11 protein-coding genes are annotated in these 13,617 nt (G+C 71.9%); 8 read left to right on the top strand and 3 right to left on the bottom strand.

What is annotated here, in order from left to right; genetic code table 11:
- Positions 1–67: 67 nt before the first annotated feature.
- From R6Y94_RS04760 to R6Y94_RS04770, 3 genes are all read left to right on the top strand, one after another.
- Positions 68–1,132, top strand: a complete 1,065-nt coding sequence (locus tag R6Y94_RS04760; protein WP_412102685.1) for a glucosyl-3-phosphoglycerate synthase — start codon at positions 68–70, stop codon at positions 1,130–1,132.
- On the top strand, positions 1,129–2,286 hold the full coding sequence (locus R6Y94_RS04765; protein WP_318394498.1) for a glycosyltransferase: 1,158 nt from the start codon (positions 1,129–1,131) through the stop codon (positions 2,284–2,286). Before R6Y94_RS04760 ends, R6Y94_RS04765 begins: the two co-directional genes overlap by 4 nt.
- A 356-nt stretch (positions 2,287–2,642) precedes the next feature.
- The gene (locus R6Y94_RS04770; RefSeq protein WP_318394499.1) at positions 2,643–5,114 is read left to right on the top strand and encodes a hypothetical protein; all 2,472 of its coding nucleotides are present in this window, start codon (positions 2,643–2,645) and stop codon (positions 5,112–5,114) included.
- Here R6Y94_RS04770 and R6Y94_RS04775 read toward each other — a convergent pair.
- Positions 5,047–6,264: a patatin-like phospholipase family protein gene (locus tag R6Y94_RS04775; RefSeq protein ID WP_318394500.1), complete on the bottom strand. Its 1,218-nt coding sequence runs from the start codon at positions 6,262–6,264 to the stop codon at positions 5,047–5,049. The two genes, R6Y94_RS04770 and R6Y94_RS04775, sit on opposite strands and share 68 nt — an antisense overlap.
- 277 nt (positions 6,265–6,541) lie before the next feature.
- Between R6Y94_RS04775 and R6Y94_RS04780 the strand changes: the two genes are divergently transcribed.
- The 3 genes from R6Y94_RS04780 (at position 6,542) to R6Y94_RS04790 (ending at position 10,409) form a co-directional block, all read left to right on the top strand.
- Positions 6,542–9,085: an FtsK/SpoIIIE domain-containing protein gene (locus R6Y94_RS04780; protein WP_318394501.1), complete on the top strand. Its 2,544-nt coding sequence runs from the start codon at positions 6,542–6,544 to the stop codon at positions 9,083–9,085.
- A 1-nt stretch (position 9,086) separates the two neighbouring features.
- Positions 9,087–10,067: a hypothetical protein gene (locus R6Y94_RS04785; protein ID WP_318394502.1), complete on the top strand. Its 981-nt coding sequence runs from the start codon at positions 9,087–9,089 to the stop codon at positions 10,065–10,067.
- Positions 10,068–10,220: 153 nt separating this feature from the next.
- Positions 10,221–10,409 (top strand): hypothetical protein, encoded by a 189-nt coding sequence (locus tag R6Y94_RS04790; RefSeq protein ID WP_318394503.1) that lies wholly within the window; start codon positions 10,221–10,223, stop codon positions 10,407–10,409.
- Here R6Y94_RS04790 and R6Y94_RS04795 read toward each other — a convergent pair.
- Entirely contained in the window at positions 10,396–11,163 is a 768-nt protein-coding gene (locus tag R6Y94_RS04795) for a serine hydrolase domain-containing protein (RefSeq protein ID WP_318394621.1), read from the bottom strand. The two genes, R6Y94_RS04790 and R6Y94_RS04795, sit on opposite strands and share 14 nt — an antisense overlap.
- 236 nt (positions 11,164–11,399) lie before the next feature.
- On the opposite strand from R6Y94_RS04795, the gene R6Y94_RS04800 reads away from it, so the two are divergent.
- Both R6Y94_RS04800 and R6Y94_RS04805 read left to right on the top strand, forming a co-directional pair.
- On the top strand, positions 11,400–11,702 hold the full coding sequence (locus R6Y94_RS04800) for a hypothetical protein (protein WP_318394504.1): 303 nt from the start codon (positions 11,400–11,402) through the stop codon (positions 11,700–11,702).
- 308 nt (positions 11,703–12,010) lie between these two features.
- The gene (locus R6Y94_RS04805) at positions 12,011–12,721 is read left to right on the top strand and encodes an SDR family oxidoreductase (protein WP_318394505.1); all 711 of its coding nucleotides are present in this window, start codon (positions 12,011–12,013) and stop codon (positions 12,719–12,721) included.
- 15 nt (positions 12,722–12,736) lie between these two features.
- Here the strand turns inward: R6Y94_RS04805 and R6Y94_RS04810 are convergent, their stop codons facing one another.
- A complete protein-coding gene (locus tag R6Y94_RS04810; protein ID WP_318394506.1) occupies positions 12,737–13,393 on the bottom strand; it encodes an SRPBCC family protein in 657 nt (218 codons plus the stop codon).
- Positions 13,394–13,617 lie beyond the last annotated feature (224 nt).

Below are 13,617 nucleotides of genomic sequence, written 5' to 3' on the forward strand. Positions count from 1 at the left end.
TTTGCCGGAGCGGTCCGGGGAAAAGGTTCGGCCCGGCGCTGCGGATCAGGACATTGGGGGTGTGCCCGTGCGGCATTCAGAAGCGACAGTTTCACCCATCGTAGAAGCGTGGACCACGTACCGCACCGGAAACTCGGCAAAGTGGACGGCCCGACGGCTGCTGAAGATCAAGGGCGATCAGCGGGTCAGCGTGGTGCTTCCGGCCCGCAACGAGGAGGCCACCGTCGGCGCCATCGTCGGCACGCTGCGGCGACACCTGGTCGAGAAGACCCCGGTCATCGACGAACTGATCGTGGTGGACTCGCGATCCACCGACTCGACGGCGGCGGTCGCCTCCGCCGCCGGGGCCCGGGTGGTGAGCCAGGACGAGATGACCCGGGGGCTGCCCCGGCTCGACGGCAAGGGCGACGCCCTCTGGTCCGGGCTGGCCGCCGCCACCGGTGACGTCGTCGCCTTCGTCGACGCCGACCTGCGCCGCTTCTCGCCCCGGTTCGTCACCGGGCTGGTCGGCCCGCTGCTCGCCGACCCGACCGTCGCGTTCGTCAAGGGCTTCTACCACCGCCCACTGGTCGGCGGCGGCGCCGTCGAACCCGACGGCGGCGGCCGGGTGACCGAGCTGATGGCCCGGCCCCTGATCAGCATGTTCTGGCCCGAACTGGCCGGCTTCGTCCAGCCGCTCGCCGGGGAGTACGCCGGCCGCCGCGAGATCCTCGAACAGCTCCCGTTCGTCTCCGGATACGGCGTCGAGATCGCCATGCTGATCGACCTGCTGGACCTGGTCGGGCTGGACGCCCTGGCCCAGGTCGACCTCGGCGAGCGGTTCCACCGCCACCAGGACACCGAGGCGTTGGGCCGGATGTCGGCGCAGATCCTCTACACCGTCTGGTCCCGGCTGCACCGGCGCGGACTGGTCGCCGAGCCGGTGCCCCCAACCGCCGCGCTCACCCAGTTCCGGCGCGGCGGTGAGCAGACACTGCCCAACCTGGACCGGAAGATCGTGGTCACCGACGTGACGGTCGCCGAACGCCCGCCGCTGGCCAGCCTGTCCCGACGGACCCGGATCGCCCGCGGTCGGGCCCGCCGGCCGGCGGTCGCCGCACCGGCCGTGACGGGGGCGGTGACCGGCGCGTGAGCCTCACCGTACTGGTCAACGCCGGCCCGTGGCTGCCGGTGCCGCCGAACGGGTACGGGGGGATCGAGAACGTGATCGCCACCCTCGTACCCGAGCTGCGCCGGCTCGGCGTACGGGTGGTACTGGCCACCGTCGGCAGCAGTGGGCTGGCCGTCGACGAGCGGCTGGCGGTCTTCGCCGACGGCCAGTTCGGCAGCCTGCAACGGCCGTACAACCAGGCGTGCGGGGTGGTGCAGAGCCACCTGCACGCGGTGGTACGCACACTGCGGGACCGCGACGACATCGACCTGGTGCACGACCACGTCGAGGCGGCCGGCCTGGCCACCCTGGCCGCCCTTGGCCGGGACGCCCCGCCGGTGCTGCACACCCTGCACTGGGACCTGGCCAAGCACCCCGAGCTGTACGGTAACTTCGACGGCGCCGACCGGGTACGCGTCAACGGCGTCTCCGCCTCGCAGCTCGCCCGGGCACCGGAGGCGCTCCGCGCGCACTCGGTCGGGTACGTCCACCTGGCCACCCCGCTGGCCGCCGGTGCGGACCGGCGCCGCCCCGCCGACAGGGCCGGGCACGTCGTCGTGCTCGGCCGGATCAACCCGGGCAAGGGGCAGGATCTCGCCGCCCGGCTGGCCCACCGGGCCGGCTTCGACCTGGTCCTCGCCGGGCCGGTCGGCCCGTACCGGCAGCCGGCCGACCTCGCCGCCGCCGCGAACGATCCGGTGGCGGCGGCCAACCCCGACGTGCGGTTCTGGCGGGAGCGGGTCGCGCCGCACGTCGACGGGGTACGGGTGCGCTGGGTCGGCACCGTGGCCGGCCGGCAGCGCGACGAACTGGTCGCCACCGCCCGGGCCTCGCTCTTCCCGCTGCGCTGGGCCGAGCCCGGTGGTACGGCCGTGGTCGAGTCCCTGGCCCTCGGCACCCCGGTCGTCGGGCTGGCCGAGGGCTGCCTACCGGAGTTGATCGAGGACGGCGAGACCGGGCTGCTCACCCGTGACGAGGAGGAGCTTGCCGGGCTTGTCCACGCCTCTGGTCGGATCGACCCACGCCGCTGCACGGCGGAGGCGGCCCGCCGGTTCACCCCGGAGGTGATGGCCCGGTCCTATCTGGAACTCTACGAACGCGTACGCAGCCTGGCGGCCGTACCCGTGCCGGGCTGATCACCTCGGCGGCGAGGGCCGGCACCTCCGTCTGTCGGCAATTGTTCGTCGATCGAACCTGGTCAGCTATGCGGCCGGTGGCTATGCGGTGGAATTCGGCACCCTGCTGCCCGGGGGGTGGGACGGCCGATCGGCCGGAAAGCGGTCGCAGCGTTTGCTCCGCCCGCGCTGGTCTGCCATATTCTCTGCGACGACGTAGGGGCACGGATCTATTGCCTGCGGCGAAGGCAGGGGACACGGCCGTGGACGAGGGACGCAGTCAAGATCAGACAGCGCCACCGAAGGAGCTTCTTGATGACCTCCTATCGATCAACCGTGACCTCCCGTCGGAGGCGCTCCTTCCGGCGCTTCTCGGCGTGCCTCTCAGCCCGGAGAACATCTGGGAACTGATGGCCCGGGCAGCCGTCGAGCACGATGCGTTCGAGGGCGCGTTCCAGCGAGACCGGCGCGTGGTGATCGAGGTGCTGCGGGATTTCTACTCGGGACTGTCCGGTCGCCAAGAGAAGTGCGTCGGGCTAATCGGCCTGCTGCTCAGCGGGCTGATCATTGCGCACGAATTTGACCGACGCCGGGGTGCCGGTCCGGAAGGGGCGACGGACGAAGCCGCGGGAGCGGCGGAGGCGGAAGTCGGAGAATTGTTCGGGGACGCCCGGGTGCTCCGCGCGTTGGCGGCCGTATACGGTCTTGCCAACCGGAATAGTCGGCCCGGCGTACCAGACCCGGCCGAACTCTGGGACGAGATCGATTTCGTACAGTTGCGGCTGCTCCGGTTCGGCACCACCTCGTTCATTCTGAAAGGTCCCTGGAAGGACCGGCACGGACGCCGGGCCAGGATCGCGCTCAAGTGCGTGCTGCCGCCGTACACCCGGATCGAGGCGATCGCCTCGGCGACCGAGGCGTACGTCGAACGCTACGGTCCGCGGCTCTCCGCGGCCGGTGCCGAGGCGGCGGCGCACGGGCAGGAACCCTCCGTGCACCTGCCCGAGATCTACGCCAGCACCCGGGCCTGGGTGGCGATGGAGCTGATCGACGGCCGTACCCTCGAGGAGGTGATGACGGCCCGGCTCGGTCGGGCGGTGACCGAGGACAGGTCGAACCGCCGGCCCGGGCTGCGCGGACCGGCGCTACTGCGGCTCGACGCCCTCTGCGACCTGGTGCCGCCGCTGTTCCGGGCGCTCGCCGCCATCCAGAAACTGGGCCTCACCCATCAGGACCTCACCCCGTCGAACGTCATCTTCACCAGCGACCGCGGCTACGGCAGCGGGCTGAAGGCCGTCCTGATCGACCTCGGCCGCAACCACCTGTACACCCGGACGATCGGCGCGCTCGAAGGCCGGGAGGCCGGCTACGTCGCACCGGAGATGAAGCAGCAGGCCACGGTCGCCAAGCCGGCCCTGGCCGACCTGTACTCGCTGGGCAGGCTGTTGATCGCCATCGGCGGGGCGGACCCGACACAGGGGTCGGAGGTGCCCGACGTCTTCTACCTCCGCACGCCGCTGCTGGCGAGGTTCATCGAGGACCTCGTCGAGCGGGACCCCACCCGGAGGCTGCTGCTCTACGGGGACGCCAGTTGGACGTACGCCGAACTCGGCACCGAGTTCGCGATGGAACTCCAGGCGGTGACGGTCGCGGAACGGGAGGGCCTGCTCGGCGAGGAGCGGCCCAGCCTACGGGGCCTCTTCGACCTGGCCTCGCCGACCACCCGGACGACGGCCCGGCAACGCCGGCTCCGCCGGGTACGGGTCCAGCAGCGGCGTCTGCTCCGGCAGTGGTACGAGGCGAGCCGGCCGGGCGGCACCGGGTCGGCGGCACCCCGGGTGGAGGATCCACCAATCAGCGCCGATCCGTCCGACCCGGAGTTCATCCGGATCGGACAGCCCTCGGAGCAGGCGCTCGGCCGGCTGTCCGACCGGGCGAGGCGGAACAATCACCGTGCCGACATGCTGCTCTTCTGGTCGGCGCTCTGCGGAGCCTGCTGGGCGCTGGTCTTTCTTGTGCTCTCCATCCAGATCTGCCGGGACTTCGGTGTGGACCCCACGCCGGCGGCCGTCGACCTGGTCCGGCGGGGTACCGAACTCGTCAACTGGACCGCCGCCGCCGAACTGCTGGTCGGATGGGAGCGGTGGGTACTCGACACCCTCGGACCGCCCGGCGTGGAAAATCTCGACGCGCGGATCGTCGCCGGCACGTTTGCGCTGGTGAACGTGAAGCACTACCAGAACATCTTCGCCGGGCTGAGCGCGGCGTACGGCAGCAGTGGGCTCCCGCTGCTGCGTCGCCTGCACGCCTGGGCCGCCGAGTTCTGGATCAGGCTCTTCGCCTTCTGGTGGATCATGGTGGTGCTGCCGCCGAACCTCGGGCACCCGCTCTGGTGGCCGATCTGCACGGCGATCGGACTCAGCGTGCAACTGATGCTCAACGCGACGGTCTCGTCGTTCGCCAACCGGACGGTGAAGGACGCCCGGGACAACGGGTCCTCGTCGACCGTCCCGCCCAGCTCCCGGGAGATCACCGGACTCAAGATGTTCAGCCGGTGGACGCCGTCGATGTTCGTCTTCCTGCTGATGGTCTGGCCATTGGCGTACTTCATCTTCCAGGGCGACCTCGACGGCCGGCCGTACGCGCTGATGCTCGGCGTCTCCAACATCGGGATCTTCTACGTGGTGAAGTGCGGCATCGATGCCCCGGCCATCCGTAGCGGCCTGGCCAGGGCGTTCCTCGCCTCGGAGCGGGCGGCGGCGGGCGAGCGCGCCGGCACTACTACTGGGACAGCCCGCTCGACGCGTCCAGCGGCACCACGTGCTCGACAGCCGTCAGCCGGGGGATGATCCGCAGTGTGTTGTCCCGGATCCGGTCCGGCGAGACGTTGTTCAGGGCGCAGTACATCACGCCATAGGCGGTGCGGGCGCCGGCGAGCAGCTTCGCTAGGTCGAGCTCGTGCCGCTGGACCTGCCGCATCCATGGCAGCGGTGCGAGGTCCAGAATGGCGGGAGCGTCCTTCGGCCGGGTCATCTGGTCCTGGAGGTCCCGGCGGTCCTGCCAGCCCTCCCGGACGGCGCGGAGGTATCCCTCGCCCAGCCCGTGCTGGAGCTTGTTGATCCGGGACGCGGCGAACCGCTGGGTGACCGAGTGCCGCCGCTGGGGCAGGCTCATCGGCCGGGTACTCAGCGAGAGGATGTGCGTGCAGCCATCCCGCTGGGCCAGCCGGAACGGAAACGCCGTCAGCACGCCGCCGTCGATGGCGCGCTGCCCGCGCCAGACCGCGGTGCCCGGTACGGCGACCGGCAGCCAGGCGCTGGCCCGCAGCGTCTCCTTGAGATCCGCGCGGCTCTCGAAGCCACTGACGTCGAGCGTACGCAGCTCGTCGACGAGGGTCACCGAAACATGAAAGCGGATCGGCGCCTTGAGAACCGCGGAGAAATCCAGCGGCTTGATGACCTCGACCACGTTTTCGAACGCGTACTCCATGTCGAGGATCGGTCGACCGGTGAGTGCCCGACGGAAGTCGACGAACTTGCGACAGGCAAGATCATCGTAGTAGATGGAGAGCGGATACCACGTATTGGTGGCCAGAAAGTACGCCGAATTGATAGCTCCCGACGACGCTGCGTAGACGTCGTCAAAGGCATAGTGGAAACCCAGGTCCTCGATGGCGGTGAGCATCGCGGCGGAGACTATCCCGCGCATTCCACCACCCTCGACGGCGAGCCCGATTTTCCATGGATCGTTCCGGTTACCCGGCCTCGAGTCGGTCGCGCGTCGCTGGCGGAGCGCCTCGAGCACCGGATGAGTTTCGAGCCAACGCCCGGAAGGGGTCTGTTCGATTGTCTGCCCGGTCGCCAATTCGTGCTCCAGGACACTCGGAGGAGACATAGACGTAGCTACGGTTCCACAGTGATGTTGGCCCGTCAACGGGCGTTCGGCAGCGTCCGCCCGTCCTTGTGGACGAGGACACCAGGCCGGAGGGCGGTCGGACATCGCCGCCGATATGCCGGGTCCGAGGACGTCGTCGCGGCAGTCTGATCACCGCAATTGTGAGATCAACAGAGTTTGGAGATCGACAATTGACAACCGGACGTCAGCGCGGACGTCGAACGGTTGCTTGATCCAATTCGGATTCGGTACGGGTGTCGACTGGGGTCCGTCGACGTCGCCCTGGCTCGCCGCCTGTCAACCCCGGCCTGATACGTTCCCGGCCCGGCTTCGGTTAGTGTTCGGGTTACTACGCGTACCCGACGGTTGGGGGCAGGGCAGGGTGGGACTCGCAGCCACATTCGGGCGGGCGGTGGCCGCCCACCGGCAGGCCCGGGCGCACCTGGACGCGGCCCGGCACGGGTTGGCCCAACTCCAGCCGCCGGCCGACTCCGGCGAGACCGCCGACGTCGTGGCCCGGCTGCGCCGGGTCGGCGAGGCGGTCAGCGGCGAACCCGAGCCGGCCCGGTTCTTCGCCGGTCCGCTGCCGGTGCGGCTCGGCGTGGCGAGCACGGTGGACGGAAGCTTTCCGGCGGTCGTACCGCTGAGCGGCGGCACCCACCTGGCAATCGACGCGGACGCCCGGGACGGGCGGGTGGCGGCCCTGCTGCGTACCCTGGTGGTCCGGCTGCTCGCCGCCGCACCCGCCGGCTCGGTCCGGGTGTCCGCCCTGGACAGCGCCGCGATCGGCGCCACCTTCCTGCCGCTGCGGGTGCTGGTCGAGGCCGGGGCGGTGTCGCCGCCGGCCACCACCGATGCGGAGATCGCCGCCGCGCTCGACGCCGCCGAACGGCACGCCCGGGCCGCCCAGCAGGCCACCTCCGGCACGCCGGAACTGCTGCTCCTGGTCGCCGCCTCGATGCCGGCAGGTCGGGAACTCGGCCGGCTCGCCGCGCTCACCCACGCCGGCCCGACCGCCGGGGTCTGCGTGATCGCCGCCGGCTATCCGTCCCGGACGGTCGGCGTGGCCCCGCCGCCGCTGGGCGGCACGACACACGTCCGGCTCGACCCGCAGGGGTACGCCTGGATCGGCGACCCGCCCGGCCACCCGTTCAGCTCCGACGGCACCGGCCTGGCCGCCCCGGTACGCCTGGACGGCGAACCGCCGGCCGGCGCGGTCGGGGCGCTGGCCGACCGGCTCGGCGAGGTCTACCGGCGGGAGTCGAGTTTCACCTTCACCGACCTGCTGCCGGCCCGGCCCTGGCCCGAGTCGTCCGGCAACGGGCTGCGTGCGGTGGTCGGCCGCACAGGCCGGGAGCAGGTGATCTGCGCCTTCGACGACCAGACCCCGCACTGGCTGGTCGGCGGCCGGACCGGTGCGGGCAAGACGGTCTTCCTGCTCGACGTCCTCTACGGACTCGCCGCCCGCTATTCGCCGGACGAGCTCTCGCTCTATCTGCTCGACTTCAAGGAGGGCGTCAGCTTCACCGAGTTCGTGCCGACCGGCCGTGACCCGTCGTGGATCCCGCACGCCAGGGCGGTCGGCATCGAGTCCGACCGGGAGTACGGCGTCGCCGTCCTCCGCGAGCTGCGTCGCGAGCTGAACCGGCGGGCCTCGGCGCTGAAGCGGCACGGCGTGACCAAACTGGCCGACCTGCCCCGGGACGGCAGACCGGTGCCGAGGATCGTGGCGGTGATCGACGAGTTCCACGTGCTCTTCGCCGGCAACGACGCGGTGGCCAGGGAGGCGGTGTCGCTGCTGGAGGAACTGGCCCGCAAGGGTCGGTCCTACGGCATCCACCTGGTGCTGGCCAGCCAGAGCATGACCGGGATCGAGGCGCTCTACGGAAAGACCGACTCGATCTTCGGGCAGTTCCCGCTCCGGGTGGCCCTGCCTGGCGGCGGGGGAGTGCTGGACACGCTCAACGACGCCGCCGGAGCCCTGCCGATCGGCTCGGCGATCGTCAACCCGTCCGCCGGGCTGGCGGCCGCCAACACCGTGGTCCAGTTCCCGGACGCGCACGCCAGCGCCGCCGAGGTGGCCCAGCTTCGGCACGAGCTGTGGCAGGCCCGCAAGCCGGGCTCGCGGCCACCGGCGGTCTTCAAGGGGTACGAGTCGGCGCACGTCGAGGACGACCCGACGTACCGGGGCCTGGTCCCGGGTGGACGGCGGCCGTTGGCGCTGGTGGGCCGTACCGTCGACGTGGACCTGACCTCGGCTCTGTTCCCGCTGGACGCCACCCCGGGCCGGCACCTGGCGGTGGTCGGCACCTCGCCGGTCGGGGCGAGCGTGCTGCACGCCGCCACGGTCAGCCTGGCCCGGCAGCACACCCCGGGCAGCGCCCGGTTCCTGGTCGCCCCGCTGGTCGCGGTCGCCGACGAGATCGCCGAGGAGACGATTGCCGAACTGACCGGGGCGGGACACCCGGTGGACCGGCTCGACGCCGCCGGGCTCCGCGACGAGCTGCGCAAGCTTGCCGTACAGCCGGCCGACGGGCCGCCGGCCCGGACCTTCCTGGTCGGGTACGGCATGGACGGTGCCAGCGGCGTCCTCGGCGTCCGGGACGAGAACTACAAGTCCGGGCTGGACGACCTCCAGGCGGTGCTCCGGCAGGGCCCGGCGTACGGGGTGCACCTGCTGGGCTGGTGGCGCGGGCTGCGCCGGCTCTCCGACGACATCGGCGGGTCGAGCAACCGGGACGACGTCGCCTGCCTGGTCGCGCTGAACGTGCCCGGGTCGGAGCTGAGCATGTATCTCGGGCTGCACGACCTGGCCTACACCCCGAGGGCGAACCGGGCGCTGCTGGTCGACCGGCACGACCAGCGGGTACGCCTGATCGTGCCGTTCGTCCGGGCCGGTTACGAGCACGACGACGAGGGGAGCTGAGGTGGCGAGCTTCGCCGAGTACGCGGCCCTGGCCCGGCACCTGCACGAGTTGCGCCGCAGCGGCGAGCGGACCGCCGCCCAGCTCGCCGAGGCGCAGGGCAGCACCGGCGCCGCTGCCGACCGGCTCGACCAGCGGCTCGCGGTGCAGCAGCAGCGGTTGACCGCCCTCGGCCAGATGATCGGCAAGTCGGTGCCGTCCGCACCGCCGGCCGGCCCGGCACTGCCCGGCCCTCCGCCGCCGGCCGGATATCCCCCGCCCGGGTCCGGCGGCCACCCCACCGTGCCGGCCCAGTACGCCGGGCCGGACCACGTCGACCCGTCCGAGCCGTCGCCTCCGGCCGGGCACGTCTACCGGCCGGGCGGCTTCGGAAACCCCGTCCCGGGTGAGTCGGGGAGCGGAGTGGATCCGGCGGCCGGTGCGGCGTACCCGGAACTGCCAGCCGGTCCGGCCCGGCGCGCGCTGCCGGCGACTCCGGCGGCCGGCCCGGTGCCCGGCCCTCGGTTGCCCTCGGACGCGGCGCCGTCCGCTGCCGGCGCGGGCCCGGGAACGCCCCCTGCCCAGCCGGTCGATCCAATGCGCGAGCTGGAGCTGGCCCGGCAGGCCGTCGACGGCGCGGACGTGATGATCGTGCAGGTGGAGACGATGGCGCAGCAGGCGCCGCTGTTTCCGTCGATGTCACCGCTGGCCCGGGCGACGACGGTCTACCTGAGCTGCGCCGGGCTGCTCACCGTCGTCATCTGGATCGTGCTCACCGTCGCCGAGGTGCAGGGCATGAAGGGGCTCGACGCCAGCACGTTCGCGGTCTTCTCCTGGAGTTGTGCCGGGCTGCCGACGATGGTCTTCTTCCTCGGCTATCTCGCGCTCAGCGTCTGGGGCAAGCCCCGGATGATCGTCGGCCGGCCCGCCCGGTACGCCCGGCTCGGGTTTCTGATCTGCTTCCTCGCCGCCCCGTTCGCCTTCCTCACCTACTACCTGGTGTGAGGCGCGCCCCGGAGCAGCCGTCCGCCCGGCCCGGAGCCCTGGCCGCGCTCGCCGGCACCGACGTCCGGCAGACCCGGCGCACCCCTGGACCAGCTCGTCCGGGCGCACCTCGTCCAGCTCAGCACCCCCGGCCGGTACGGGACGCACGACCTGATGCGCGGGTACCCGGGAGCCCTGGCGGCCGGTACCGCCGACGAGTCCGGCGGCGACGCACCCGATGCCGCCCTCGGCCGGCTCTTCGATTACTACCTGGGAGCGGCCGGCGCCGCGATGGACGTGCTGCATCCGGCCGAGGCGGCCCTGAACGAGCGGCCTCGGCTCCCGGCCGTCAGCCGACGATGAGTTCCCGGGCCCGCTCGGCGACCGGTTCGGCCGCGCGGTGGTAGTTGCCGAGGACTGCGGTCACCCAGCCGGAGTCGGGAAACCACTGCACGTGGGCGGAAACCCCGGGCGCACCTCCGCCGTGCCCGAGAACCCACTGGTTGTTCCGGAGGGATCCGACCGTGAGGTAGTTGCCGAATCCCATCGGGCGGCCAGTGCCGGCCTCCTCCGCCGACTGCGCCCTCGGCACCTTCGGGCTGCTGGCGAGCTGGGCGTAGACCGGGTCGAGCAGTCTGCCGCGCTGGAGCGCCCGGACGATCCGGACCAGGTCGCCGACGGTGCCGAAGGAGCCGCCCGCCGGGGTGCCGACGAAGGTCTGCCGGTCGTCGATGACGTCGACGGGCTCGCCGTTCTCGTCCGGCACGTACGGGTGGGCGATGCGCCGGTCAGCCCGCCACTGGGGTGCCGTGAAGAAGTCGGAGCGGGTCGTACCGGCCGGCCGGAAGATGTGCCCGCGGACGTGCTCGTAGTAGCCACGGTGTTCCCCGCCGGGCTGTCCGGACAGCCGCGCGTCTCCGAGGCGAGCGAGAAGATGGTGTCCGGCCCGTGCGGGATCGACCGGGACCGGTCGGCCATCCCGTAGGACCGCTCCAGCACGGGCTGGTCGTGGTGCACCAGCACCAGCGTGCCGGCGAAGCTGTCCTCGGCGGCCAGTTGCGCGACGAACGTGTCGAACGCGCCGCCGGGCCGCAGTTCCGGCGGAATCCGACCGGATCCCGTCGACCCGGTGTCGGCGTACGCCGGGGTGCCGTGCCGTGCGGTCCCCAGGGCGGGCAGGACCGCGGCGGTGCCGGCGGCCAGCCCGGCGTTGCGCAGAAACGCGCGCCGTCCGACGGTCCCGGAGTGGTTGTCGTTCATTCCGACGATGCTCCTCACGTGATACTCGGAGTGCGGTGCCGAATTCGACTTCGGCCGGTCACCCCGAATACAACCGGTCCGCCCGTTTCCCCGGTGTCATCACGCCATCGCCGGGCGTTCTTCCTGCCCATCCCGAACGAGGAGGAGGTGTGGCAGGTCTATCCCGAACTGTTCATCCCCGGCTACTTCCAGTGCGTCGAACACGGCGGCGGACCCATGGCGAGCCGGCATGAGTACGCGTTGTGGCGCTGGGGAGCTTTCGCCGGGTACCCCGATCCGGCCAACCCTGGTCGGATGTTGAACCACTACCCGCACTACCCGGCGCTGCGCGACGAACTCGTCCAGAGGTCGCTCTCCGGAATGCTCGCGGCGGCCCTGACCGAGCTGCGGTCCTGACCCGACGACGGCGCACGCCGGGGATCCGCCGTGCGCCGTCCCGAGCGGGGAGCAGTTCCCGGTCGTCCCGGTCGGGGGACGCTCAGTTCCAGGGGTTACCCGCCCGGTCGTTGATGTGCACCCCAGAACGCCCGGCGGCACTTCACACACGCGCTGGCCGGCTACACCGAGCTGGATTCGCTGGAGGCCGAGCACGTCCGTACCGCGCTCGCCGGGCTCGCCGCCGCGGACGAGGACGGCTGACCGGATCGGCGGCGGCCACGGCTGGGAGTTGACGTCAACCCTGGTCGAGGTGCTGGACTCGGGCCATGCTCTCGAACGGACTGCGGGTCGTCGTCACCGGCGCGGGCCGGGACACCGGCCGTACCCTGGCACTGGCGTTCGCCGAGCGCGGCGCGCACGTCGCGGTCTCGGCCCGGGACCCGGCGGCGGCCGGCCGCACCGCGGACCTGATCGCGCAGGGCGGTGCCGGCAGCGCCGAGGCGTTCGGCTGCGACCTGGCGAACCCCGATTCGGTACGCGGCTTCGCGGCGGCGCTGGCCGACCGGACCGACCGGATCGACGTCCTGGTCAACAACGGTGCCGCATATCTGCCCGGTGCCGGGCTGGCCGACGCCTCGGACGACGACATCGTCGCCACCATCGCCGGAGCCGCCACCGGCACCGTGCTGCTGACCCGGCACCTGTTGCCAATGCTGCGTACCTCGGACCGGCCCGACATCGTCAACCTCGTCTCCGCCTGTGGCGAGATCGGCCACCACCGGTCCGACGCGCACCCGGCGTACTACGCCGCCAAGCACGCCCAGGCCGGGTTCGCCGGCATCCTGTCGCACCGGCTGCGCGCCGAGGGGATCCGGGTGATCTCCCTCTATCCGCCGGACTTCGAGCAGGACGGTCCGCGCGGACCGGGCACGCCGCTCACCGCGCGGTCGGTCGTGGAGTGCGTGCTGTTCGCGGTCGGGCAGCCCCGGGACTGCTTCATCCGGGAGTTCCACTTCGAGCAGGTACGGCCGGAGTAGCTCGGCCTATCGGCCTCAGGGCGCGCTCGGCCCGGCGGGCGGGTCCGGGGCGTAGAACTGGGTGGTGTTGGCGACCATCGCCGCCACCGCGTCCGGGTGTTCGCCGCCGGCCACGGAGGCCGCACCCCACGCGTTGCTGCTCAGCGTCATGAACTCCCGGGCCTCCCGGGACTCGCCCCAGGCGTTGGGGTCGGTGATGGCCTGACCGCCCAGGTAGAGGCCGAGGCCGAGCAGGGCGAGGTCCCAGCCGACGCCGACCGCGCCGGGACCGTACTCGGTCCACCGCTCGGGGTCGGTCACCGCGACGTGTTCGAGTTCGAGTACGACCTGCTCGGCGCCGTCGCCGGGGGAGAGCCGTACCTCGACCTCGCTGAACCCGTCCTCCACCGGTTCGCCGAAGACCCAGGTGAGCCTGAGCAGCCGGGGCGGCTCGCAGCGGATGATCTCGCCACCCGCGTTTCCCTCGACCTGGTACCGGCCGCCGAGATTGAACTCCCCGGTGACCGGCGCGAACCACCGGGGCAGCCGGCCGGGGTTGGTGACCGCGTCCCAGAGGTCGTCCACCGAGGTGTCGTAGGTCCGGCGCAGCAGGACGGTCCGGGCCTCGCCGGCCGGTGTCTCGGCCCGGCCGACCCTCCGGTGGATCGCGTTGATCTCATCGACGATGTCCACCATCACTCCTCACGCTGGCCTTCCGGGCGGAACGGGTGGGAGTGTATCAGGAGCAACTTATATAAGCGAAACCCTGTGCGATACCGGCGTGGCTGCCGCCCGCGTCACCGCCGCCTCGCTCTTCGGCTGCGGGCTCGCCCTGGCCCGGCTGGTCTCCGCCCGGTTCGGCCGTCGGTCGTCGACGGCGGCGGTCGCCGGGCGGCGGCCCGCTCGTCGCCGGCCCG

Source organism: Plantactinospora sp. KLBMP9567, assembly GCF_033446045.1.
Classification (GTDB): domain Bacteria; phylum Actinomycetota; class Actinomycetes; order Mycobacteriales; family Micromonosporaceae; genus Plantactinospora.